This window comes from Mesorhizobium sp. M0830 (assembly GCF_040319965.1).
GTDB lineage: Bacteria > Pseudomonadota > Alphaproteobacteria > Rhizobiales > Rhizobiaceae > Mesorhizobium.
Genome location: NZ_JAMYOR010000011.1, coordinates 63,717 through 85,459 on the forward strand (window position 1 = coordinate 63,717; position 21,743 = coordinate 85,459).

25 protein-coding genes are annotated in these 21,743 nt (G+C 62.8%); 17 read left to right on the plus strand and 8 right to left on the minus strand.

What is annotated here, in order from left to right; translation table 11 throughout:
* The 3 genes from NKI20_RS09315 to NKI20_RS09325 all read left to right on the plus strand — a co-directional run bounded on the left by NKI20_RS09315 (nucleotide 1) and on the right by NKI20_RS09325 (nucleotide 1,738).
* Nucleotides 1–477 carry a molybdenum cofactor biosynthesis protein MoaE gene (locus tag NKI20_RS09315; RefSeq protein ID WP_352599083.1) on the plus strand — a complete coding sequence of 159 codons (477 nt, stop codon included), beginning with the start codon at nucleotides 1–3 and terminating at the stop codon, nucleotides 475–477.
* A 63-nt stretch (nucleotides 478–540) separates the two neighbouring features.
* Entirely contained in the window at nucleotides 541–1,305 is a 765-nt protein-coding gene (locus NKI20_RS09320; RefSeq protein ID WP_352830011.1) for a YbaY family lipoprotein, read from the plus strand.
* A gap of 163 nt (nucleotides 1,306–1,468) precedes the next feature.
* Nucleotides 1,469–1,738: a hypothetical protein gene (locus NKI20_RS09325; protein ID WP_352830013.1), complete on the plus strand. Its 270-nt coding sequence runs from the start codon at nucleotides 1,469–1,471 to the stop codon at nucleotides 1,736–1,738.
* A gap of 30 nt (nucleotides 1,739–1,768) precedes the next feature.
* On the opposite strand, the gene NKI20_RS09330 is transcribed toward NKI20_RS09325, so the two are convergent.
* Entirely contained in the window at nucleotides 1,769–1,912 is a 144-nt protein-coding gene (locus NKI20_RS09330; RefSeq protein WP_352830015.1) for a hypothetical protein, read from the minus strand.
* Nucleotides 1,913–2,022: 110 nt separating this feature from the next.
* Nucleotides 2,023–2,445 carry a nucleoside-diphosphate kinase gene (ndk, locus tag NKI20_RS09335; protein WP_023761556.1) on the minus strand — a complete coding sequence of 141 codons (423 nt, stop codon included), beginning with the start codon at nucleotides 2,443–2,445 and terminating at the stop codon, nucleotides 2,023–2,025.
* A 291-nt stretch (nucleotides 2,446–2,736) separates the two neighbouring features.
* Between ndk and NKI20_RS09340 the strand changes: the two genes are divergently transcribed.
* A complete protein-coding gene (locus tag NKI20_RS09340) occupies nucleotides 2,737–2,991 on the plus strand; it encodes a DUF2934 domain-containing protein (RefSeq protein ID WP_352830017.1) in 255 nt (84 codons plus the stop codon).
* Nucleotides 2,992–3,064: 73 nt separating this feature from the next.
* Here NKI20_RS09340 and NKI20_RS09345 read toward each other — a convergent pair whose 3' ends face one another.
* A complete protein-coding gene (locus tag NKI20_RS09345) occupies nucleotides 3,065–3,757 on the minus strand; it encodes a glutathione S-transferase family protein (RefSeq protein ID WP_352830019.1) in 693 nt (230 codons plus the stop codon).
* A gap of 61 nt (nucleotides 3,758–3,818) precedes the next feature.
* Between NKI20_RS09345 and NKI20_RS09350 the strand changes: the two genes are divergently transcribed.
* Nucleotides 3,819–4,331 (plus strand): DinB family protein, encoded by a 513-nt coding sequence (locus tag NKI20_RS09350; protein WP_352830021.1) that lies wholly within the window; start codon nucleotides 3,819–3,821, stop codon nucleotides 4,329–4,331.
* A gap of 159 nt (nucleotides 4,332–4,490) precedes the next feature.
* On the opposite strand, the gene NKI20_RS09355 is transcribed toward NKI20_RS09350, so the two are convergent.
* Nucleotides 4,491–5,450 carry a LysR substrate-binding domain-containing protein gene (locus NKI20_RS09355; RefSeq protein ID WP_023761551.1) on the minus strand — a complete coding sequence of 320 codons (960 nt, stop codon included), beginning with the start codon at nucleotides 5,448–5,450 and terminating at the stop codon, nucleotides 4,491–4,493.
* Nucleotides 5,451–5,560: 110 nt separating this feature from the next.
* On the opposite strand from NKI20_RS09355, the gene NKI20_RS09360 reads away from it, so the two are divergent.
* The 6 genes from NKI20_RS09360 to NKI20_RS09385 all read left to right on the plus strand — a co-directional run bounded on the left by NKI20_RS09360 (nucleotide 5,561) and on the right by NKI20_RS09385 (nucleotide 12,476).
* Nucleotides 5,561–6,394 (plus strand): hypothetical protein, encoded by an 834-nt coding sequence (locus NKI20_RS09360; RefSeq protein ID WP_352830023.1) that lies wholly within the window; start codon nucleotides 5,561–5,563, stop codon nucleotides 6,392–6,394.
* Nucleotides 6,395–6,439: 45 nt separating this feature from the next.
* The gene (locus tag NKI20_RS09365) at nucleotides 6,440–7,360 is read left to right on the plus strand and encodes an EamA family transporter (RefSeq protein WP_031260803.1); all 921 of its coding nucleotides are present in this window, start codon (nucleotides 6,440–6,442) and stop codon (nucleotides 7,358–7,360) included.
* Complete coding sequence (locus tag NKI20_RS09370) at nucleotides 7,353–7,556, plus strand: hypothetical protein (RefSeq protein ID WP_023761548.1); 204 nt, start codon at nucleotides 7,353–7,355, stop codon at nucleotides 7,554–7,556. Before NKI20_RS09365 ends, NKI20_RS09370 begins: the two co-directional genes overlap by 8 nt.
* Nucleotides 7,557–7,708: 152 nt before the next feature.
* Nucleotides 7,709–8,167, plus strand: a complete 459-nt coding sequence (locus NKI20_RS09375; RefSeq protein ID WP_023761547.1) for a Ros/MucR family transcriptional regulator — start codon at nucleotides 7,709–7,711, stop codon at nucleotides 8,165–8,167.
* Nucleotides 8,168–8,302: 135 nt separating this feature from the next.
* A complete protein-coding gene (locus tag NKI20_RS09380; protein ID WP_352830026.1) occupies nucleotides 8,303–10,180 on the plus strand; it encodes an ABC-F family ATP-binding cassette domain-containing protein in 1,878 nt (625 codons plus the stop codon).
* Nucleotides 10,181–10,367: 187 nt separating this feature from the next.
* Nucleotides 10,368–12,476: a molybdopterin-containing oxidoreductase family protein gene (locus NKI20_RS09385; protein ID WP_352830028.1), complete on the plus strand. Its 2,109-nt coding sequence runs from the start codon at nucleotides 10,368–10,370 to the stop codon at nucleotides 12,474–12,476.
* Between the two features lie 24 nt (nucleotides 12,477–12,500).
* Here the strand turns inward: NKI20_RS09385 and NKI20_RS09390 are convergent, their stop codons facing one another.
* Together NKI20_RS09390 and NKI20_RS09395 are read right to left on the minus strand one after the other, a co-directional pair.
* Complete coding sequence (locus NKI20_RS09390) at nucleotides 12,501–12,695, minus strand: hypothetical protein (RefSeq protein WP_352830030.1); 195 nt, start codon at nucleotides 12,693–12,695, stop codon at nucleotides 12,501–12,503.
* A 220-nt stretch (nucleotides 12,696–12,915) separates the two neighbouring features.
* The gene (locus tag NKI20_RS09395) at nucleotides 12,916–13,062 is read right to left on the minus strand and encodes a hypothetical protein (protein WP_352830032.1); all 147 of its coding nucleotides are present in this window, start codon (nucleotides 13,060–13,062) and stop codon (nucleotides 12,916–12,918) included.
* 93 nt (nucleotides 13,063–13,155) lie between these two features.
* On the opposite strand from NKI20_RS09395, the gene NKI20_RS09400 reads away from it, so the two are divergent.
* The 6 genes from NKI20_RS09400 to NKI20_RS09425 all read left to right on the plus strand — a co-directional run bounded on the left by NKI20_RS09400 (nucleotide 13,156) and on the right by NKI20_RS09425 (nucleotide 19,468).
* Nucleotides 13,156–13,329 carry a hypothetical protein gene (locus tag NKI20_RS09400; RefSeq protein ID WP_352729883.1) on the plus strand — a complete coding sequence of 58 codons (174 nt, stop codon included), beginning with the start codon at nucleotides 13,156–13,158 and terminating at the stop codon, nucleotides 13,327–13,329.
* Nucleotides 13,330–13,413: 84 nt separating this feature from the next.
* Nucleotides 13,414–15,507: an ATP-dependent helicase gene (locus tag NKI20_RS09405; protein ID WP_352830034.1), complete on the plus strand. Its 2,094-nt coding sequence runs from the start codon at nucleotides 13,414–13,416 to the stop codon at nucleotides 15,505–15,507.
* An 8-nt stretch (nucleotides 15,508–15,515) separates the two neighbouring features.
* Nucleotides 15,516–16,310, plus strand: coding sequence for a 4-hydroxy-tetrahydrodipicolinate reductase (gene dapB / locus NKI20_RS09410; RefSeq protein ID WP_352830036.1), 795 nt, complete (start codon nucleotides 15,516–15,518; stop codon nucleotides 16,308–16,310).
* Between the two features lie 150 nt (nucleotides 16,311–16,460).
* Nucleotides 16,461–17,474, plus strand: coding sequence for an ABC transporter substrate-binding protein (locus tag NKI20_RS09415; RefSeq protein ID WP_023761922.1), 1,014 nt, complete (start codon nucleotides 16,461–16,463; stop codon nucleotides 17,472–17,474).
* A gap of 160 nt (nucleotides 17,475–17,634) precedes the next feature.
* Nucleotides 17,635–18,489 (plus strand): ABC transporter ATP-binding protein, encoded by an 855-nt coding sequence (locus NKI20_RS09420; protein ID WP_352830038.1) that lies wholly within the window; start codon nucleotides 17,635–17,637, stop codon nucleotides 18,487–18,489.
* Between the two features lie 100 nt (nucleotides 18,490–18,589).
* Nucleotides 18,590–19,468, plus strand: a complete 879-nt coding sequence (locus tag NKI20_RS09425; RefSeq protein WP_023761924.1) for an ABC transporter permease — start codon at nucleotides 18,590–18,592, stop codon at nucleotides 19,466–19,468.
* A gap of 20 nt (nucleotides 19,469–19,488) precedes the next feature.
* On the opposite strand, the gene NKI20_RS09430 is transcribed toward NKI20_RS09425, so the two are convergent.
* Complete coding sequence (locus NKI20_RS09430; RefSeq protein ID WP_352830040.1) at nucleotides 19,489–20,841, minus strand: sensor histidine kinase; 1,353 nt, start codon at nucleotides 20,839–20,841, stop codon at nucleotides 19,489–19,491.
* Nucleotides 20,838–21,515, minus strand: coding sequence for a response regulator (locus tag NKI20_RS09435; protein WP_352599055.1), 678 nt, complete (start codon nucleotides 21,513–21,515; stop codon nucleotides 20,838–20,840). The genes NKI20_RS09430 and NKI20_RS09435 overlap by 4 nt, the downstream gene beginning before the upstream one ends.
* Between the last annotated feature and the right edge of the window lie 228 nt (nucleotides 21,516–21,743).

Consider the following 21,743-nt stretch of genomic DNA (forward strand, 5'->3'; position numbering starts at 1 on the left):
ATGACCGGCGCGGTCGTACCTGTCGTGCGCATTCAGGCGCAGGATTTTGACGTCGCCGCCGAGATCGCCAGACTGACGCAAGGCCGCGCCGATATCGGCGCCGTCGTCACCTTCTCCGGTCTTTGCCGCGACGAGCAGGGCACGCTCTCAGCGCTCGAGCTCGAACACTATCCCGGCATGGCGGAAGCCGAGATCAGCCGCATTGCCGCTGAAGCGGTTCAGCGGTGGCCGCTGCAGGGTCTCACCGCGATCCACCGCCACGGCAAGATCGCGCCCGGCGACAACATCGTGCTGGTGGTGGCCGCCTCGGCGCATCGCCAGGCGGCATTCGAGGCGGCGAATTTTCTCATGGACTATTTGAAATCGCGTGCGCCGTTCTGGAAGAAAGAGCATCGCGCCGATGGTTCCGAGGGCGGCTGGGTCGAGGCCAAGGAAGCCGACGCCAGCGCCGCACAACGCTGGAAACCGTCCGAATAAATCCCGCCGCAGCCATGTATTGACCGCAATCCTTTGGCCAATTGACCGCAAGGGGAGATGGTCATGCTGGACAGGATCGCGGAGTTCTTCGTCTTCGGCTTCGTGCCTCTGGTCGTCGGCATGTTGGCCGTGCCGGAACCGTCTGCTGCCGCTGGAAAGTCCGTGAGAGGCGAAGTGATCTATCGCGAGCGCATCGCCTTGCCGCCGAGTGCCGTACTCTCCGTACAACTTGCCGACGTGTCGCGAGCCGATGCGCCGGCCACTATCATCGGCGAGCAGAAAGTCAGGCCGGCCGGCCAGGTGCCGATCAGCTTCGAGATTAAATTCGACCCTTCCGTCATCCGGTCGCAGATGACTTATGCGTTGCAAGCCCGCATTTCCGTAGACGACAGGCTCCTGTTCATCTCCGATGTCCGTCATCAGGTCGACCCGCTGACCGACGTGCCGCAGACGATCATGCTGAAGATGGTCACGCCGAGCGCCGAGCCAACGGGTTCAGTCTTTGACCAGCTCTGGCTGGTCGACTATGTCGACGGCATCGGCGCCAGCACCGCGCCGCAGGCGACGTTCAGCGTCAGCGAGGCAGGCAAGGCAGGCGGCAAGGGCCCCTGCAACACCTATTTCGCCACCGCCAAGATCGATGGCCGGACGATCGCGCTCAGCGATATCGGCTCGACCTACAAGGCCTGTGCGCCCGAGGTGATGGCTGAGGAAAAGGCGCTGTTCGATGCGTTGGCCAAGGCTGCGTCATACAATGTCGCTGCTGGCAAGCTCATCATTGCCGACAAGGATGGCCGCGAGATCCTGCGCTTCAGCGCCGCGAGCTAGCGCAAATCTCATTGCCAAAACTTTTTCGGAATAATTCGGGCAAGAGAAGCGTTTCTTTCCCAGACATGGCGGGCAAGGCAAAGGGGATATTTCGAATATCCCTTGGTTGAAGCCGCCAGACCTGCTGGCGGCTCGTTCTGGCTAAACTCAAAGGACTCCAGAGATGAAAACGCACACGCTTATCCTCGCTGCCGCAGGCGTATCGCTCCTTGCTCTTACCGGCCTTGCGTCGGCGGACGATCATTTGGTCAATGCCCTTGAGCATGGTCTCAGCGCCGATGGCCAGCCGTTCCACACCAACAAGGCCGGCCACAGCGGCGATCTCGCGCCTGGGCAGGGTAGTCCATTCGCGGGTGCCGATACCCAGACACCGGCCACCGATACGGAGGCAGCGAACGCCCATGCGAACGTGAAAGATCGCCAGCCGAAGTGACCAGAACCCGCCGTGGCGGCGGCGGGCCTCTCAAGCCGTCGTTTGTTCGAATACGGCGCCATAGTGATAGGGCGGCACCTCGACCAGGTTGGCAAGCCTGAGTCCACCCGCCTCGGCGGCCGCCACGCTCTGTTCCGGAGACAGCCTCAATTTCGGTCCTCGGTCCGGCTCCATGTCTCATCCAAGTACATGCAGTTCGCACGCAGGGCTGACTGACTGTTCGGCCATGAAAAAGGCCGGCGAAACGCCAGCCTTTTTACGTGATCACGCTTTGGACTATCGGCTCAGCCGACGATCTCGGTATCCGAGAACCAGTACTTGATCTCTTCCGCCGCGGTCTCCGGCGCATCGGAGCCGTGCACCGAGTTTTCGCCGATCGACAGGGCATGCACTTTGCGGATCGTGCCTTCGGCGGCATTGGCCGGGTTGGTGGCGCCCATCACTTCGCGGTTCCGGGCAATGGCGTTTTCGCCTTCCAGCACCTGCACGACGGTCGGTGCCGACGACATGAATTCAACCAGTTCGCCGAAGAACGGGCGGTCCTTGTGCACGGCGTAAAAGCCTTCCGCCTCACGGCGGCTCATCCAGACCCGGCGCGAGGCGATGACGCGCAGGCCGGCCTCTTCCAGCATCTTGGTGATGGCGCCGGTGAGGTTGCGCCGGGTTGCGTCCGGCTTGATCATGGAAAATGTGCGTTCGAGCGCCATGGGTCGTCCTTGTCTGAGAATGGAATTGAGGGTGGCGGGCTCTATACAAGCCGTCCGGCCCATTGCCAAGGGGCGAGACCGACAGTGTCGTAAGCAGACGAGTTGTCTGGATTAGGTAGCAGACGAGTTGTCCGGTTTCATCGCGAGCCACTGGAGGTTGGGGGTGAGGCCAAAGCGGGGCGCCGATGGCAGGCCGGAGGCGAGATCGGATGGCTGCACAGCAACGCTTTGCTTGCTATAGTCACCTGTCGGCGCCGCGCTGAAGTCGGCCCGCATGGAGATAACACGACCATGGCAGACGATCGTCAGGAACGCATTCGCAACCGCGCGCATCAGATCTGGCTGCAAGAGGGACAGCCGGCTGGACACCATGAGCGCCATTGGCGTCAGGCGACGGCCGATGTCGACCAGGAGGATGCCGCGAGGGCGTCGACGGCCAAAAAGCCAACCAGGAAGGCAGCTGGCGCCGGCAAGGCAAAAGCCGCCCCCAAGGAAGCAAAGGCTGCCACCAAGGCCAGCAAGCCAAAGAAGGCGTCGGCCAAGTAAAGCTCTCCTCGCTGCCGAGCTTTTCTGCCGGACATCGGCGGCCTTCGTGCTGTCTTGCGGCAGGCGTTCGGCGTCACGCTGCCGCGGCCACCTTTCGTCCCAGCCCGCCATGCAGGTCGAGGCAGCGGGCGAACCATTGCGCCACCACGTCGCCGTTGTCGAGCAGTTGGTAGGGCGAGGCTATGCGCGCCCATTGCAGCGCGCCGAAGACGATATAGTCTGCAAACAGCGGCGATGCACCGCCGATGAAAGGCTGATAGCCGAGCATTGAACGCAAGGGTTCCAGCGAGGCCCTGAAGGTGCCGAGCCCGGCCTCCCGGGCTGCCATCACGTCTTCCAGCCGCTTGCCGAGACGCTGCTCCCTGCTCTGGCGGAAATAGGCGGCGTTCTCCGCGTCCTGCATGGCATGCAGGTCGACGATCGCCGCGGTGGTCACATAGGGATGAATGGTCAGTTGCGACCAGCGTTCGATGAAACGCGCCATCGCCTTGCCGCCTTCACCGCCAAACAGCGTCGGCCGGTTCGGATAGGCTTCATCCAGATAGAGAGCGATTGCGAAGGAATCCGAAACGACCGTCTCGCCGTCGCGGATCACCGGAACGGTTTTCGAAACGCCGCCCTCGACAGCGGGCACCTCGAGAAAGCGCGTCGGCGCGGTTGCTGTGTCGAGCCCCTTATGGGCAAGCGCCATCGCCACCTTCCAGCAATGCGGGCTGAACGGACGTGCGGTGTCGCGTCCGACGAGGTCATAGAGCAGAATGGTCATTGGCGGCAGCCCTCTCGCGGGTTAGGTAGGCCTCCTTATCGACGCGAGCCGAAGGGAAGCCATGAGACAGCATTTCATGATGTTTGCGGCCTATAATCAATGGGCCAACAACCGCATCTATGATGCCGCCGCGGAACTCGACGAAGAGGAATTCAACCGCAATGTCGGCGCCTTTTTCGGCTCGATGATGGGCACGCTCAACCACCTGCTGACAGCCGACCGCATCTGGATGAAGCGCTTCACCGGTGAGGGCGACGCGCCGACGACGCTGGACGCCATCCTGCATCGGGGCTTGCCCGGTCTGCGGATGGCGCGTGAAGCCGAGGACAGGAGGATCATCGATTGGGTCGGCGGCCTCAATGACAAGGCTTTGACGGGCCGCTTCACCTACATGACAGTCTCGGACATGCGCACGGTTTCGCAAAGGCTGGCGCCGGCGCTGGACCATGTCTTCAATCATCAGACTCACCATCGCGGCCAAGCGCATGCAATTCTGACCATTCTGGGACGGCCAAGCCTGGGGTTGGACCTGATGCTCTTCCAGCGAAGTGAGGAAGGCAGGTCTTTCGCCTGATCCTGGCGATGTTTGGCGGTTGTGAGTCCGAAGCCTGAGGGCCCTCGCTTGCTATCGCTGCATTTTGTCCTGCAGCATCGTCCTTACGTCAGGCCACTAACCAGTGGCTCTCAACGGACTCTTGCTGGTCGGATCTCATCGGCAGACAACGAAATGGTGTCAGACAGCCATCGCGGCCTCGCCGCTGGTTTCGCTGTCGAGCTGGCGCTGCGTCAGAGCCGCTTCCGCCATCACCCATTGCTTGAAAAGCACAACCTTGCGTGTGGCAAGGCGTTGTGGGGGAGAAACAAAATACCAGCCGGCCGTGTTCGGATGATGGACGGCGAACGGAGCCACAAGCCTTTCGGCGCGGATATCGCTGGCCATATAGGCACGGTTGGCCACCGCAAAACCCATCCCCGAATTCGCTGCCTCGTAGGACATCATGCACGAGTCGAAATAGATGCTTTTGGCCTTGCTGAGCACGAAGCTGGCGCCAGCGAAACCAAGCCAGGATTGCCAGTTCTGGGTGCAGGTATCGGAATGCAGCAGCGTGAAGTGCCTGAGATCGTCCGGTGTCACCTTCGACAACTGCTTGTCGCCGAGAACTTCATGGAACAGCTTGCGGCTGCACACCGGTGTCAGGTCTTCCCGAAACAGCAGATCCGATTGCAGCCCGTGAAAATGATCGTCGCCATATCGGATTTCAAGATCGAACTCGGAGGTCGTGAACTCATGCGTCGCATAGGAGGTCGAGACCCGCATCACGATATCGGGATATTGCTGCTGGAACAGCGGCAGGCGCGGAAACAGCCAGCGTGCCGCAAAGGTCGGCAGCACCGATATCTTCAATACGTGTTCCTGGGATTGCCCTGTCGCTTCCATGCTGGCGGCGACGATTCGCTCCAGCGCCTCTCGAACGCGCGAGACATAGGTCTCGCCCTCCGGCGTCAGCGACACCGCATTGCCGCCGCGCTGGAAGATCTTGAATCGCAGCTGATCCTCAAGGCTTTTGACGCGCTGGCTGACCGCTGAAGCGGTGATAAACTGTTCTTCGCCGGCGCGCGTGAAATTTCCGTGCCTCGCAGCACTTTCCACGATTTTCAGCGAATTGAGGTTGACCTGACTGAGCAGACGCACGGTTTCGACCTTAAGCTGAGCTTACACTAGCACCAGCATTCCTAATTTTACAGGGGGTGCTAATTTAATCGACTGCTAACTAAGTGATTACCCTCACTTGGAGAAGTACAATGAACGCCCATACCATACCCGAATTGCGCTATGCGATGAGCCGCGAGGCCATCATCGGTCACGAAACCGCCTGGAAAGTGTCGAATTTCGGCGTCGCGCAATATCTGCATGGTTACGATCCGGGACTGCTTGCCGCGATCGAGGAGGCTGCTCTGAAGCTCAAGGCCAGCCATGCCGTGCACAAGCACCTCGATCTGACCTTCATCACCGGGGCAGACCGTTTCATCCCCGAGATCAAGGAACTGCTGCATGACAAGCTGCGCCTGGAGCGGCTGTCGGACATGATGGGCACCAAGCTGGAGCCCTATCCGCTGTCGATCGTCGGCTCGACGGTTACTTTCATGAATCCAAAGGACGGCGCCGTGGAATGGCATTGCGATGGTGTTCCTGTCACCGAACTCATTCCACTGTCGATCAGCAATCCGCTGGTCGGCGGCCATCTCGAAATCTACTGCGACGACTCCGAAACCGGCCGCGCTATCCTCGAATCCGGCCGCGAGATTCCCCGCAACCGTGTCATGCGCATCGATCACAAGATGAACTACGCGACGCTGGGGCAGTTCCTGGGCGTACTGCATCGCACCGCCCCGATCCGGTTCGGCGAGCGCGTCACTCTGGTGCTCAACCAGCGCTCGGTGGCCAAACCCTATGTCGACGATAACCGAATGTTCTATCTCGCCGCCGACAACGACCACGACCGTGAGTGGGTCGGCGAACTGGCCGAAGATGTCTGGACCAAGCAGCTGCCGGCCTATCGCCGGTTCGAGGCAGAGCATCCAGTGCCTGCCGCCGTCGACGCGCCGGTTCCGGGTGGAGCCAGGGAATCATGGTGATTAGCCATGATTCTGAAAAATGGGAACCGGTTTTCGGGCAGGACCATGGTTGAGCATAGTGCTCGATGCCGATTGTTCAGGCATGGATCGGGCTCGATATCCGCGCTGGTTTTCGCCGCCGGCGCGGTGGCGTTATGGTCGACCAACGCGCTGGTCGGCAAATCCCTGCTGGCCAGCCACCCAGTGTCGCAGGTGCAGTTCCTGCAGTTTGCAGGCGCCGCAATCGTCTTTGCCGCCATCCGGTTGATGAGCCGGGAAAACGCCGCGCCGGTCGCGGCCGGAGCCGCACCCATGGCTCTCGCGGTCGGCTTCATCGGCCTGGTCGGCACCATGGTGCTGCAATACATAGCCTTCTCGTCGATGCCGGTGATCGAGGCCAATCTGCTGGCCTACACCTGGCCGTTGATGGTCGCGGCGGCGGTCATCATTTTGGAAAATCCGCGGCGCCCGGCTCTGCTTGGCGTTGCCGCGGTGGTGGGTTTTATTGGCGTTGCTTTGGTGATTTCGGGAGGGCTCAACCAATCCTGGCTCCAGGGCGATCTCGTCGGCTATCTCACCGCATTCGGATCCGCACTGTGCATGGCATTCTATTCGATCATGGTGGGCCGGGTTGCCACCTCACCGGATCGTCTGTTGCTGCCATCGGCGCTGATCGGCGTCGCCATGACGTTTCTGTGGTGTGTTCGAGACGGTTTCACCTGGCCCTTCGGTACGGACCTGGCCCTCGGCCTCTATCTGGGCGCCGGCCCGATGGGGTTGGGCTACTATTTCTGGTCTCGCGCCCTGAAGCTCGAAGGTAGCGGCAAGGTCGCGGTCGTCGCTTATCTCACGCCGGTCGCTTCGACCCTGCTGCTGACGCTGTCCGGTGAACGGCTGACGATGACGGCCATTGTCGGAGCCGTCCTGGTCATCGGCAGCTGCGTCACGGTCGGCGTGGAACGATCGGAGGCCGAAAACCATGTTTGACGAAAATGAACGCCTGGCCGTTCGGGAAGCGCTTTGGCTGATCAAGGAATTCGGCGCGGAGGCGCCGCTCTATGCCGCGATGAAGGCCGAAAAGGCGATAGAACAGAAGGATTTCAGGCGTTGCGCACTCTGGAGGCGTATTTTAGAGATATTGGCCGATGGCCCCGCCGTGAAATCTGCTGGTTCGAAGTATTAGATTTTCTAAGTTGCGTGACGTCGATTTCGGATGAAAGCTACTTTTGCCGATTCTTTGCTCCTTGTTGAGATTGGCGGTCCGTTGGGGGACGCGGTTAAAGAGATACATCGACGTAAGTCTTCGCTGGGGTGGAGGATTTTGTCGCAAATAGGATGAAAGAATTGTCAAATATCGATGATAAGACCGTTATCGAGCTAACGGCCGATATTGTCTCGGCCTATGTAGGCAACAATCCACTTCCGGCTTCTGGCTTGCCTGAGTTGATTGCTAGCGTCAGTGCTTCGGTTCGCAAGCTCGCCGGTGCAGTTGTCACGGAAACGCCAAATCTTGTTCCGGCAGTGAATCCGAAGAAGTCGGTGTTTCCTGACTACATCATCTGTCTTGAGGACGGGAAGAAGTTCAAGTCTCTCAAGCGGCATCTACGGACCGACCACGGCCTGAGCCCGGACGACTACCGCGCCAAATGGGGTCTGCCGCCGGACTATCCGATGGTTGCGCCAAACTACTCGGCGACGCGGTCGGCGCTGGCAAAGTCGACAGGACTTGGCCGCAAGCCGGCAGCAGCGCCGGCCGCAGCGGCCAAGGCGACGAAGCGCAAGGCGACTGTCTGAATCCTGCCTGGCCGGTAGGCGAGCCGTGATCGACTGCTTCGACGACGCCCTCGCGGGCGTCGTTTCCAGGCCTTGTGCCGCCAACTGGCCCGCAAGGTCTTGCGAAGCATTGATGTCCGGTGCAAAAGCGCGGCCATGCTGATCATCAACGACCTTTCGCTCCGGATGGCCGGACGCCTGCTTCTTGACCATGCCTCGCTGACCTTGCCGGCCGGCACCAAGGCCGGCCTTGTCGGCCGCAACGGCACCGGCAAGACGACGCTGTTCAAAGCTATCACCGGGGATTTTCCCTCGGAGACAGGCTCGATCGGTCTGCCGAAGAGCACCCGCATCGGCCAGGTGGCGCAGGAAGCTCCGGGTACCGAGGACGCGCTCATCGAGATCGTGCTCAAGGCCGATCTCGAACGCACGGCGCTGCTCGAAGAGGAAAAGACGGCAACCGATCCCCACCGTATCGCCGACATCCACATGCGGCTGGCTGACATCGACGCGCATTCCGCCGAATCACGCGCCGCCACCATTCTTGCCGGTCTTGGCTTCGATGACGCCGCGCAGCGGCGACCGGCCTCGTCCTTTTCCGGCGGCTGGCGCATGCGCGTGGCACTCGCCGCCGTGCTGTTTGCCGAGCCCGACCTTCTGCTGCTCGACGAGCCGACCAACTATCTCGACCTCGAAGGCACGCTGTGGCTGGAAAACTATGTGTCGAAATATCCGCACACAGTGCTCTTGATCTCGCACGATCGCGACCTGCTCAACCGCGCCGTCAACTCGATCGTTCACCTCGACCAGAAGAAGCTGACCTTCTGGCGCGGTGGCTACGACCAGTTCGAGCGCCAGTACACCGAGCAGAAGGAGTTGCAGGAGAAGGGCCGCGTCAAGCAGGAGGCCGCCCGCAAGCACATGGAATCCTTCGTTGAACGCTTCCGCGCCAAGGCCTCCAAGGCGAGGCAGGCACAGTCGCGCATCAAGGCACTGGAGAAGATGAAGCCGATCGCGGCAATCGTGAACGATTCGGTGCGGCCATTCTCATTCCCCGAACCGGTGAAGACGGTGGCCTCACCGATCGTGGCGCTCAACAACGTCAATGTCGGCTACACCGAGGGGCAGCCGATCCTGAAAAAGATGACGTTGCGCATCGACGCCGACGATCGCATCGCGCTGCTCGGCGCCAATGGCAACGGCAAGTCGACGTTCGCCAAATTGCTGTCCGGCCGGCTGAAGCAAGAGAGCGGCACCATGACGGTGGCGCCCGGGCTGAAGGTGGCGATCTTTGCCCAGCATCAACTCGACGATCTCAGGCCGGAAGAGAACGCCTATGAGCATGTCCGCCGGCTGATGCCGGAGGCCCCGGAATCGAAGGTGCGCGGTCGTGTCGCGCAGTTCGGCCTCACCACCGAGAAGATGAACACCGCCGCCAAGGATCTATCCGGCGGCGAGAAGGCGCGGCTGTTGATGGGGCTGTCGGCCTTCGAGGGTCCGAACCTGTTCATCCTCGACGAACCGACCAACCATCTCGACATCGACAGCCGCGAATCGCTGATCCATGCGCTGAACGAGTTTCCCGGCGCCGTCATCCTGATCTCGCACGACCGGCATCTGCTGGAAGCGACCGCCGACCGGCTGTGGCTGGTCAAGGACGGCGCGGTCAACCCGTATGATGGCGACCTGGAAGACTACAAGACGCTGGTCACCGGCGTATCAGGCGACCGCCGCGGCAAGCGCGAGGCCGACAAGGCGTCAAAAGCCGATCGCCGCCGCGATGCGGCAGCGCGCCGCGCCGCTTTTGAGCCGCTGGCGAAGGAGATCCGCGCCACCGAAGCGCTGATGGACCGCATCCGAAAGCGCATCGACGGCATCGAGGACGAGCTGTCGAATCCGGCTGTCTACGAGAAGGATCCGTCGACAGCGACCCGACTGGCCAAGGAGCGCTCGCAACTCGCCCAGACGCTGGCCGGCCATGAGGAGAAATGGCTGACCATGTCGGCCGAATACGAGGAAGGCACGGCCGAGTGATTTACCCTCCCCCTTGTGGGGAGGGTCGATCCGCGAAGCGGAGCAGGGTGGGGGCAGCGCGGCCTCCCCATCAAGGGGAGGGTGAACCACCGCCGCACCATATCAGGTGGAAAAGACATCTCCCAAAGGCAGCTTATGGGCAAATCTGGCCCTACACGCTACGTCTGGAACCGGCTAACCTCAGTTCATGAACCAGAACGCCAACCTCCGCATCGGCCATTCGGCCTGCCCGCATGATTGTCCGTCGACCTGCGCGCTCGAAGTCGAACTGCTCGACGGCAACCGCATCGGCCGCGTCCATGGCGCCAAGTCCAACAGCTATACGGCCGGTGTCGTCTGCGCCAAGGTCGCGCGCTATGCCGACCGCGTCCATCATCCCGACCGGCTTCTGAAGCCGCTGATCCGCGCCGGTGCCAAGGGCGATGGCGCCTGGAAGGAAGCGAGCTGGGAGGCCGCGCTCGATCTGGTCGCCGAGAAGTTCATCGCATCGGAGGAAAAATTCGGCTCGGAGACGGTCTGGCCTTATTACTATGCCGGCACGATGGGACTGGTGCAGCGCGACGGCATTGACCGGCTGCGCCATGCCAAGAAATATTCCGGCTTCTTCGGTTCGATCTGCACCAATCTGGCCTGGACCGGCTGGATGATGGGGGCAGGCGCGCTGCGTGGTCCCGATCCGCGCGAGATGGCGAAATCCGACTGCGTGGTGATCTGGGGCACCAATGCGGTGGTGACCCAAGTCAACGTCATGACCCACGCCATCAAGGCGCGCAAGGAGCGCGGCGCGAAGATCGTCGTCATAGATGTCTACGAGAACGCGACGATGAAGCAGGCCGATCTCGGCCTGGTGCTGAAGCCAGGCACCGATGGCGCGCTGGCCTGCGCGATCATGCATGTGCTGTTCCGCGACGGCCTCGCTGACCGCGCCTATCTCGAAAAATACACCGACGACCCGAAAGGGCTTGAGGCCCATCTGCGGACGCGCACGCCGGAGTGGGCGGCTGATATCACAGGTTTGACGGTCGCCGAGATCGAGGCCTTCGCCCGGATAGTCGGCACGACCAAGAAAACCTATTTCCGCCTCGGCTATGGCTTCGCGCGTCAGCGCAATGGCGCCGTCAACATGCATGCCGCATCTTGTATCGCGGCTGTCACCGGCAGCTGGCAATATGAGGGCGGCGGCGCCTTCCACTCCAATTCCGGCATCTTCAAGCTCAACCAGGATGTGCTCGAAGGCACGAAGATGCGCGACCCCTCGATCCGTCATCTCGACCATTCACGCATCGGCCCGGTGTTGACCGGCGCCAGCGATGCACTTTATGGCGGCCCGCCGGTGACGGCGATGCTGATCCAGAACACCAATCCAGTTAATGTCGCGCCGGAACAGCGGCTGGTGAAGCAAGGTTTTATGCGCAACGACCTGTTCACCTGCGTGCATGAGCAATTCATGACCGACACGGCCAAGCTCGCCGATGTCGTGCTGCCTGCGACGATGTTCCTTGAACATGATGACGTCTACAAGGGCGGCGGCAACCAGCACATCACGCTTGGCCCTAAATTGATCGAGCCGCCGGAAGGGCCGCGCACCAACCATTTCGTCATCGAGGAATTGGCTGAGCGTCTCGGGGTCGCCGACCGCCCGGGTTTCGGTCTCACCGAGCAGCAGCATATCGACATCATCCTGGGCAAGCGCGGACTGGGCAGCTTCGACAGCTTGAAGCAAGACAAATGGGTCGATCTGCAGCCGGATTTCGAAACCGCGCATTTCATCAAGGGATTTGGCCATGCGGACGGAAAATTCCGCTTCCGCGCCGACTGGACCGGGCAGGCGGCACCCAACCGGCCGCCGAAAAGCATGGGCCTGTTCGGCCCAGTGGCGCGGCTGCCGGAGTTTCCCGACCATGTCGACTTGATCGAGGTCGCCGACGAGGCGCATCCGTTCCGGCTGGCGACGTCGCCGGCGCGCAACTTCCTCAACTCTACATTCTCGGAGACGCCGGTATCGAAGGCCAGGGAAGGCCGGCCGGAACTCTTGTTGCATCCCGACGATGCCGCGGAACATGGGCTTGCCGACGGCGATCGCGTCGAAGTCGGCAATCAGCGTGGCGAAGTCGTGCTGCACGCAAAACTCTTCGACGGCATCAAGCGCGGCGTGGTCATCGCCGAAGGCATCTGGCCAAACAGCACGCATGAGCGTGGCGAGGGTATCAACGTGCTGACAGGCGCCGATGCGCCGGCACCCTATGGCGGTGCTGCCTTCCACGACAACAAGGTCTGGCTGCGCGCGGCAGGCTGAGAACTCAGTTCCTCACGCGCCAAATCATACCGGCAGGATTTCGGCAGCCTTCCTTCGGTTTCCTCGGTAGCTGATGTCGTCGGCGATCTGCTCTGCCTCGATCAAGATTTCGCGCAGCAGTCCGGTGACCGGATTGTGAAAGCCGATGAGATAAAGGCCGAGCTCCGAAGCCCTCGCATTGACGGCGCTGCGGCCCGGCTGGATGCCGGAGTGCAACAATCTGGCATAGCGCGGCCGGAAGCCTGTGGCGAAGATGATCGCATCGAACTCGCCGTGCCTGCCGTCGGCAAAACGGGCGCCTTGGTTGTTGGTACGCTTTTAACGAAGACAATCCCCCGATGACGCTGGGGAAAGACTCAGCTACCTTCTGCTGCGCGGCGGACCTCATTATCCGCTTGGCCGGCGCTCCCATCCTCCCAAGCGGCGCCGGCCTTCTTCCTCAAGAGCCTGCCGAACTGGAGTGCGAGCTGATGACGACCTCAGCTTCGGACGCCACAGGCGGCATGAGGCAGGACACGAATTTCGCAACGCCAAGTTCCGCCTGCAGTGCTTCGAGAAATGCATCGGAAAGCGCCAGCGAAGCCATCGCCGCCTTCGATCGTTGATCGCGCGTGGATAATCGGCAGGGAACCAAATGCCGTCTCCTCGGTTGGTCCTGCTCCAAAGGAGTGTTGCAACCATGTTCCGTCTGCTTGTTGCCGGCGCCTTGGCCTATGTCGCCTATCGCATCGTCAGGAAGATGGTCGAAGACGTGCCCAATACAGTCGACCCGCTGCTGTTGCCGCCGTTGAAATATGATCGCGAGACCTTGCGCCGACAGTCAGCCGCCATGGGCGTCGATCCCCAGCGCTAGCGGTGACACGTTTCCTCGGTCCGTTAGGCTATGTCTGCTTCGCATCAACGTTGCGAACAAAGCAGAAACGATGCTTGATGGGCGATGAACCTCGCCACCGCTGATTCGACCTTCCGGGAACCGACCGTCCAGCCTGCCTATCTCGCCCGGCTGAACGATGCCCAACGCCAGGCCGTCGAGCATGGCGACGGCAGGATCGCCGGCCCGCTGCTGGTTATCGCCGGCGCTGGTTCGGGCAAGACCAACACGCTGGCCCATCGCGTCGCTCATCTGATCGTCAAGGGTGCCGACCCGCGCCGCATCCTGCTGATGACCTTCTCGCGCCGCGCCGCATCCGAAATGGCCAAGCGCGTCGAACGCATTGCCGGCGAAGTGCTCGGCCGCGATGCCGCGGTCATCACCGATGCGCTGACCTGGGCCGGCACCTTTCACGGCATCGGCGCGCGGCTGCTACGCGACTATGCGCTGGAGATCGGCCTCCACCCGGCCTTCACCATCCATGACCGCGAGGACTCCGCCGACCTGATGAATCTGGTCCGCCACGAACTGGGTTTCTCGAAGACGGAAGCGCGTTTCCCCACCAAGGGCACCTGCCTTGCCATCTATTCCCGTGCCGTCAATGCACAGGCGCCGCTCAACGAGGTATTGGGGTCTGCCTTTCCCTGGTGCGCCGGCTGGGCGGAGCAACTGAAGCAATTGTTCGCCGGTTATGTCGAGGCCAAGCAGGAGCAGAACGTGCTCGATTATGACGATTTGCTGCTCTATTGGGCGCAGATGGCGGCCGAGCCTGAAATGGCGGCCCATCTGAGCGGCCGTTTCGACCATGTGCTGGTCGATGAGTATCAGGACACCAACCGCTTGCAGTCCTCGATCCTGCTGGCGCTGAAACCCGACGGCGCCGGGCTGACTGTGGTGGGCGACGATGCCCAGTCGATCTATTCGTTCCGTGCCGCCGAGGTGCGCAACATCCTCGACTTCCCCAAACAGTTCGCGCAGGCCGCCGACGTGGTGATGCTGGAGCGCAACTACCGCTCGACCGAAACCATTCTCGCCGCAGCCAATGCCGTGATCGGCGAGGCCTCGGAGCGCTTCACCAAAAACCTATGGTCGGAGCGCAAGTCGACCGACAGACCGAGGCTGGTGACCGTGCGCGACGAGGTCGAGCAGGCCAATTTCGTCTGCGATACGATCCTGGCCGAGCGCGAGGCCGGCACGGCGTTGAAATCCCAGGCGGTGCTGTTTCGCACCTCGCATCACAGCGGGCCGCTGGAAATCGAGCTGACCCGTCGCAACATTCCCTTCGTCAAGTTCGGCGGCCTGAAGTTCCTCGATGCCGCTCACGTCAAGGACGTGCTGGCGGTGTTGCGCTTCGCCGAAAACCCGCGCGACCGCGTCGCCGGCTTCCGTGTGCTGCAACTGATGCCGGGCATCGGCCCTTCGGCCGCCGCGCAGATAGTCGAGACGATGACGACGGCGCTCGACGAAGCGATGGGTCTGGCCGGTTGGCGCCCGCCGCAACGCGCGGCCGATGACTGGCCGCGTTTCGTCTCGCTCTATTCCGGCCTGCGGGCCGGCGCCAAATGGCCGGCCGATCTCGAACAGATCAGGCGGTGGTACGAGCCCCATCTGGAGCGCATCCACGAGGACGCGACGACCAGGCGCGCCGACCTGTTGCAGCTTGAGCAGATCGGTTCGGGCTATGTCTCGCGCGAACGCTTTCTCACCGAACTGACGCTCGACCCGCCGGACGCGACCAGCGACCAGGCCGGCCCTCCGCATCGCGACGAGGACTATCTGATCCTCTCGACCATCCACTCGGCCAAGGGCCAGGAATGGAAGAATGTCTTCGTCCTGAACACGGTCGACGGCTGCATCCCGGCCGATCTCGGCGTCGGCACCAAGGAAGATATCGATGAGGAGCGCCGGCTGCTCTACGTGGCGATGACACGCGCCAAGGACAATCTCAACCTGGTCATGCCGCAACGCTTCTTTCCGCACGGCCAGGCGGCGCGCGGCGACCGCCATCTCTATGCCTCGCGCACGCGCTTCATCCCGGCTTCGATCCTTGCGGCATTCCAACAAGTATCTTGGCCGAGCGCGCAGGCGGCACAGGGCAGGGCGGCCCGGCCGGAGGTCCGCGTCGACATCGGTGCGCGCATGCGGGGCATGTGGAAATAGTCGCGGCAATGCTCCAGCCACCGATCAGGATAGCCCTCGCCGGCGCGCTGGGCCGCATGGGTCGGCAGATGACGGACGCGGTGCAGGCAGATGCGCGGCTGGCGCTTGCCGCCCGATTCCACCGGCCGGGCATGGTCGGCGAAGGTCTGGTGAGCCGCGACGAGGCGCTTGCCATGGCCGATGTGGTGATCGATTTCACCACGCCGGCTGCGTCCGCCGCGCTCGCCGAAGCCTGCGCCGCGCGTAGCGGGCCAGCACTTGTGATCGGTTCGACCGGGTTCCACGCCGCCGAGCTTGCCGTTATTGCGGCCGCCGCGAAGAGCGTCGCCATCGTGCGCTCCGGCAGCTACTCGCTTGGGCTCAACATGCTGGCCGGATTGGTCGAGCAGGCGGCGAAAGCGCTCGATCCCGACGACTGGGATGTCGAGATTGTCGAGGCGCATCATCGCCACAAGATCGATGCGCCCTCGGGCACCGCCCTGATGCTGGGGCAAGCCGCAGCCGGCGGACGCGGTGTCGATCTGGAGACGGTCGCAAGGCGGGTCCGCAATGGCGTCACCGGCCCGCGCCCAGCAGGCGAGATCGGCTTTGCGGTGATGCGCGGCGGCAGCATCATTGGCGAACACAGCGTCGGCTTCTGCGCCGAGGGCGAGACCGTGACCCTGTCGCATGCGGCCGGCGACCGTGTCATGTTCGCCCGCGGCGCCATCGCCGCCGCACTCTGGGTGGCGGGGCGCCCACCCGGCGAATATGACATGCGCGACGTGCTGGGACTGGGCGCCCCGGGACGGCATTGCGGCTAATCTTTTTCGCCCAGTGGCTGAAAGCCAGCTGAAAGCTTGGGCGTGCCATGACAGGGTCGCGGTGTCACCGCATGACCGGTCCTCAAGCGGCCGGCGAGGAGGAGAATGCGGCGCAGCTTCACGGCGCGTCGCCCAAGTGGAGGAAGTTTCGTGACCGGTTTCATCTCGAAGTGCGCCTTGCGCACAGCGGCGCTAACCCTTGTCATCGCTGCGGCAGGCGCCACGGCGGCATCGGCGGCCGACAAGATCACCATCATCGTCGGCGGCATGGAAAAACAGATCTATCTGCCGGCCGTACTCACCCAGCAGCTCGGCTACTTCAAGGACCAGGGACTCGATGTCGAACTGGTCAATTCGCGCGCCGGCGTCGAGGCCGAGAATGAATTGCTGGCAGGCGCCGTTCAGGGCGTCGTCGGCTTTTACGACCACACCGTCGACCTGCAGTCGAAGGGCAAATACATCCAGTCGATCGTCCAGTTCAGCCAGGCGCCGGGCGAGGTCGAGCTGGTCTCCGCCAAGCATCCCGAAATCAAATCGCCGGCCGACTTCAAGGGCGCCACGCTCGGCGTCACCGGCCTCGGCTCGTCGACCGATTTCCTCAGTCAGTATCTGGCCGTGCGCAACGGCCTGAAGCCCGGCGACTATACGCTGCTGCCAGTCGGCGCCGGCAACACCTTCATTGCCGCCGTCAAGCAGGATCAGATCCAGGCCGGCATGACCACCGAGCCGACGATTGGCCGATTGCTGAAGACCGGTGAGGCCAGTGTCCTGGTCGACATGCGTACCCCTGAAAAGACCAAGGAAGCGCTGGGCGGCCCCTATCCGGCGGCGTCCTTCTACGTCCAGTCCGCCTGGCTCGAAGACCACAAGGATGAGGCACAGAAACTCGCCAATGCCTTCGTCATGACGATGAAGTTCATCGCCACGCATTCGGCCGAGGAGATCGCCGACAAGATGCCGAAGGACTACTACGCTGGCAACAGGGACCTCTACGTGCAGGGGCTGGCCGGCGGCAAGGCGATGTTCACGCCGGACGGCCGCATGCCGGCCGACGGCCCGCCAACCGTGCTCAAGGTCCTTTCGACATTCTCCAAGAGTCTGCAGGGCAAGCAGATCGACCTGTCGAAGACCTATACGACGACGTTCGTCGACGCCGCCAAGTAGCGTCGCCCGACGGGCACGGCTTCCCGTCTCCGCTCGTTGAAGAACAACGGCTTGCGCCGCTTGCTTGAATCTAGCCGGCAGCGGCACGGCCCTTGCCGGACCACCAGGAGACCCGCGGCAGCGTTGCGGGCTCCCTTGCCCATCGCGACAGGAGTGTGTCATGCAACTGCAACCCATGGCGGCCGAGAAGCTGTCTCAGGCCGCACTGCCAGCCGATGCGGCGATCGCCATCGACGACGTGACGTTGCGCTTCGTCACGCCGGACGGCCACATGATGACGGCGATCCGCGATTTCACCATGACGGTGGCGCGCGGCGAATTCGCTTGCGTCGTCGGGCCGACCGGCTGCGGCAAGTCGACGACGCTCAATCTCGTCACCGGGCTGCTGCGGCCGACGACTGGCAATGTCCGTGTCATGGGCAGCCCTGTCACCGATATCAGCCGCGACATCGGCTTCGTCTTCCAGGCTGACGCGCTGTTTCCCTGGCGCAGTGTCATCGACAATGTCGCCGCCGGCCCGCTCTATCGCGGCATGCCAAAGGCGCAGGCCTATGAGCTGGCGCGTGACTGGATCGCCCGTGTCGGCCTCGGCCGCTTCGAAAAGCACTATCCGCACCAGCTGTCCGGCGGCATGCGCAAGCGCGTCGCGCTCGCTCAGACCTTCATCAACCAGCCCAAGATCCTGCTGATGGACGAGCCGTTCAGCGCGCTCGACATGCAGACGCGCACCGCCATGCAGGACGAGCTGCTGGGTCTGTGGTCGCAGCAGAAGTCTTCCGTCGTGTTCGTCACTCACGACCTGGAGGAGGCAGTGGCACTGGCTGACAAGGTTTATGTGCTGACGGCCGGGCCGGGCACGGTCAAGAGCGTCTACCGCATCGACCTGCCGCGTCCACGCGTCATGGCCGACATTCGCTACGACCCGAAATTCGTCGAGATCGCCAAGGTGATCTGGAACGACCTGCGCGAGGAAGTGCAACTCGGCCAGACCCGCACCTTGCAAACCGGCCATTAGAGCGGGTCGCCGACCCGCTCTAATGGTTTTGTTTTTCGCAATTCCGGACGGAAAACCGCTTGGCACTTTTCCTGGAATTGCTCTGAGAGGAGACGCTGCCATGACCGCCATATCTCCCACCACTTCCCAGGCCGCCGTCCGCGATGCCTCCATCGCCGTTGCCGAAGGCCGGGCAAAGGCGCGGCTGCGCCGCCGGCATGCGCTGGTCATCGGCCTACGCCTGGCTATCCTGGTCGTCTTCCTCGGCCTATGGGAACTCGGTGCCGACCACAACATCATCGATCCGTTCTTCTTCGCCAGCCCGTCCGGTATCTGGGACCAGATCTGGGTGTGGGTCACCGAGGGCACGTCGCAAGGTCCGCTCTGGGTGCAAATTTATGTGACACTCGAGGAAACCTTCCTCGGCTTCGTCATCGGCGCCGTCGGAGGCATCGCCGCGGGCATCATCCTCGGCCGCAACCGGCTGCTGGCGGACGTCTTTTCGATCTACATCAAGATCGCCAACTCGGTGCCGCGCGTCGTGCTGGGCTCGGTGTTCATCATCGCGCTCGGCCTAGGCATGGCCTCCAAGGTGGCTCTCGCCGTGGTGATGGTGTTCTTCGTCGTTTTCGCCAACGCCTTCCAGGGCGTGCGCGAGGCCGACCGGGCGATGATCGCCAACGCCCAGATCCTCGGCGCGTCGCCATTCCAGATCACCCGCACCGTCATCATCCCGTCGGCGATGAGCTGGATCCTGGCCAGCCTGCATGTCAGCTTCGGCTTTGCCCTGGTCGGCGCGGTGGTCGGCGAATTCCTCGGCGCCAAGCAAGGCATGGGCCTGCTGATCTCGACGGCGCAGGGCGCCTTCAACGCCAATGGTGTCTTTGCCGCCATGATCATCCTGGCGGTGATGGCGCTGGTGGTGGAGTTCATCATCACCCGCTTCGAGAACTATGTCGTCAAATGGCGGCCGGCGCCGTTCAACGAGCAGGGGACCTGATCCACTTCGGCATGCCGCGATCAGGCCAAAGGCAATCTTACTTCAACCACCAGGCCACCGGTCGCGCTATCTCCGAGGATGACGCGGCCGCCGGCATTTTCGATGACCTCGCGCACGATGGCGAGGCCAAGCCCGCTGCCTTCCTCGGTCGAACCGGCAATGCGGTAGAAGCGTTCGAACACATGGTCTCGCTCGTCCGCCGGAATGCCGGGCCCATCATCGGCGACCGTCAGCACGGCTTCGCCGTCTGTGGCCGCCAGTTTCACCGTGACGCTGCCGCCAGCGGCCGAATAGCGAAGCGCATTGTCGACAAGATTGACGATCATCTCGCGCAGCATGGTGCCGTCGCCGATGACCGGTACGGGGCCAGCCTCCTCGAAGCCGAGATCGATCCTGCGAGCGATCGCGGCCGGCGCCTGGGTTTCCAGCACGTGCCGGGCGGCGTCGGTCAGGTCGATGCGGTCGGCGCGCGGCCGCCGGCTACCGGGTTCGGCTCGCGATAAGGTCAGCAACTGTTCGGCCAGCCGCGCCAGCTTGCCGGAGCTTGCCTGCAGCGCCACCAGGGCTTCCTGGCGCGCCTCCGTAGCACTTTCGCGAAGCGCGTAGCTTGCCTGTGTCGACAGCAGCGCCAGCGGTGTGCGCAACTGGTGCGCCGCATTGGCGATGAAGCGGCGTTGCGCCGCCATCTGCGCGCGCACCCGCTCCATGTAGGCGTTCAACGCATCGATCAGCGGCTGAATCTCGCTTTGCGCCCCCGGCACTTCGATCGGGTCAAGCTTGCTGCGGCCTGGCGAGCGCACCGCGTCGCGCAGCCGGATCAGCGGCGCCAGACCGCGACGCAGCCCGAGCAGCACGAAGATGCCGGCAATGGCCACCAGCGCCAGTTGCTGGGCAAAGGCGCTCAGCCACAGCCGTTTCACCATCGCATCATGCCCGGCCGGCGTGACACCAACGGTGACGGATATTGGCGAGTCAGCGCCGGCGCCGACCACCGCATGATTGAATGTCAGCAGCCGCAGCGCGTGGCCGCGATAGACCCCTTCTGTGCTGGGCTGCCTCGGACCTTCGGGCAGGTCGGGGTAGCCGGTCAGCAAACGCCCGCCAGCCGTCTCGACACGATAATAGACGCTGTCGCGATCGCCGGTGTCGAACATCTCGATCGCCGCCGGCGGCACCGTGGCGTCGAGCACGCCGTCGACGATGGCGACCTGCTCGGCGATGGCGCGTGCGGAACCCAACAGCATCCGGTCCGTGACCAGATCGGCGGTCGCCTGCGCGCCGCGGTGGCTGGTCCACAGGTTAATGGTGGCGAGCCCGGCGAGCGGCAACACCACCCAGGCCAGCAACTGCAAACGGAGGCTGCTAATCCTCATGGCGCCAAATCATCATGACGCAAGAGATAGCCGAGGCCACGCAAGGTGGCGATCTGGACACGAGATCCTTCTAGCTTCTTGCGTACACGGTGCACATAGATCTCGATGGCGCTGGGGTCGGCGTCGGTCTCGAAATCATAGATCGCGGCCAACAACGCCGCCTTGCTCACTGTGCGTCCGGCCTTGACCATCAATTGCTCCAGCACTGCGTGTTCGCGCGGCGTCAGCGCCAATGTCTCGCCAGCGAGCGAAAACAGCCGGGTATTGGTGTCGAAGACGAGATCGCCGCAGGCAACGACAGGCGCGGTGCGGTCATTGGCGCGGCGCAGCTGCACGCGGATGCGAGCCTCCAGCTCCTCGATCTGGAACGGCTTTGCCAGATAGTCGTCGGCGCCTTCATTGAGGCCCTTGACGCGGCCGTCGAGGCTGGCATTGGCGGTCAGCACGATCACCGGCACTCGGTTGCCGCGCGCCCGCAGCATGCGCAGCACTTCCAGCCCACCCATGCGCGGCAGCGCCAAGTCCAGGATGACAAGCGCGTGGTCGCCGGCGGCGAGCGCGTGCTCGACATCCTCGCCGTCATGAACGATGTCGACGACATAATTCGCCTGACGCAGAGTCTTGCCCAGCCAGTCAGCCAGTTCGCGATTGTCCTCGACGAGCAGCAGCCGCATTTCTATCACTTTCCTGGAAAGCAGGTCACCCGGAATTCCGCCCGTTCTTCGACCGGCACAGCCAAGGTCGCGTCGGATTGATGGTCGTGCACAAGCGATAATATCGATCTGACGCCAAGGCAAATGCACGGCCGACGGGCACCGTGAACCGCAGCCTCCAAACCAACAGATTGGAAGCCGCAAAAACACAGCCGGCTGTCATCCGGCGTAGGTCAGGCCCACACAATT

What these genes read in the sequence shown, in the direction of transcription:
- NKI20_RS09315 (WP_352599083.1), top strand. Translation starts at nt 1, where the DNA reads ATGACCGGCGCGGTCGTACCTGTCGTGCGCATTCAGGCGCAGGATTTT.
- NKI20_RS09320 (WP_352830011.1), top strand. Translation starts at nt 541, where the DNA reads ATGCTGGACAGGATCGCGGAGTTCTTCGTCTTCGGCTTCGTGCCTCTG.
- NKI20_RS09325 (WP_352830013.1), top strand. Translation starts at nt 1,469, where the DNA reads ATGAAAACGCACACGCTTATCCTCGCTGCCGCAGGCGTATCGCTCCTT.
- NKI20_RS09330 (WP_352830015.1), bottom strand. Translation starts at nt 1,912, where the DNA reads ATGGAGCCGGACCGAGGACCGAAATTGAGGCTGTCTCCGGAACAGAGC.
- ndk (WP_023761556.1), bottom strand. Translation starts at nt 2,445, where the DNA reads ATGGCGCTCGAACGCACATTTTCCATGATCAAGCCGGACGCAACCCGG.
- NKI20_RS09340 (WP_352830017.1), top strand. Translation starts at nt 2,737, where the DNA reads ATGGCAGACGATCGTCAGGAACGCATTCGCAACCGCGCGCATCAGATC.
- NKI20_RS09345 (WP_352830019.1), bottom strand. Translation starts at nt 3,757, where the DNA reads ATGACCATTCTGCTCTATGACCTCGTCGGACGCGACACCGCACGTCCG.
- NKI20_RS09350 (WP_352830021.1), top strand. Translation starts at nt 3,819, where the DNA reads ATGAGACAGCATTTCATGATGTTTGCGGCCTATAATCAATGGGCCAAC.
- NKI20_RS09360 (WP_352830023.1), top strand. Translation starts at nt 5,561, where the DNA reads ATGAACGCCCATACCATACCCGAATTGCGCTATGCGATGAGCCGCGAG.
- NKI20_RS09365 (WP_031260803.1), top strand. Translation starts at nt 6,440, where the DNA reads ATGGTTGAGCATAGTGCTCGATGCCGATTGTTCAGGCATGGATCGGGC.
- NKI20_RS09370 (WP_023761548.1), top strand. Translation starts at nt 7,353, where the DNA reads ATGTTTGACGAAAATGAACGCCTGGCCGTTCGGGAAGCGCTTTGGCTG.
- NKI20_RS09375 (WP_023761547.1), top strand. Translation starts at nt 7,709, where the DNA reads ATGAAAGAATTGTCAAATATCGATGATAAGACCGTTATCGAGCTAACG.
- NKI20_RS09380 (WP_352830026.1), top strand. Translation starts at nt 8,303, where the DNA reads ATGCTGATCATCAACGACCTTTCGCTCCGGATGGCCGGACGCCTGCTT.
- NKI20_RS09385 (WP_352830028.1), top strand. Translation starts at nt 10,368, where the DNA reads ATGAACCAGAACGCCAACCTCCGCATCGGCCATTCGGCCTGCCCGCAT.
- NKI20_RS09395 (WP_352830032.1), bottom strand. Translation starts at nt 13,062, where the DNA reads ATGGCTTCGCTGGCGCTTTCCGATGCATTTCTCGAAGCACTGCAGGCG.
- NKI20_RS09400 (WP_352729883.1), top strand. Translation starts at nt 13,156, where the DNA reads ATGTTCCGTCTGCTTGTTGCCGGCGCCTTGGCCTATGTCGCCTATCGC.
- NKI20_RS09405 (WP_352830034.1), top strand. Translation starts at nt 13,414, where the DNA reads ATGAACCTCGCCACCGCTGATTCGACCTTCCGGGAACCGACCGTCCAG.
- dapB (WP_352830036.1), top strand. Translation starts at nt 15,516, where the DNA reads ATGCTCCAGCCACCGATCAGGATAGCCCTCGCCGGCGCGCTGGGCCGC.
- NKI20_RS09420 (WP_352830038.1), top strand. Translation starts at nt 17,635, where the DNA reads ATGCAACTGCAACCCATGGCGGCCGAGAAGCTGTCTCAGGCCGCACTG.
- NKI20_RS09425 (WP_023761924.1), top strand. Translation starts at nt 18,590, where the DNA reads ATGACCGCCATATCTCCCACCACTTCCCAGGCCGCCGTCCGCGATGCC.
- NKI20_RS09430 (WP_352830040.1), bottom strand. Translation starts at nt 20,841, where the DNA reads ATGAGGATTAGCAGCCTCCGTTTGCAGTTGCTGGCCTGGGTGGTGTTG.
- NKI20_RS09435 (WP_352599055.1), bottom strand. Translation starts at nt 21,515, where the DNA reads ATGCGGCTGCTGCTCGTCGAGGACAATCGCGAACTGGCTGACTGGCTG.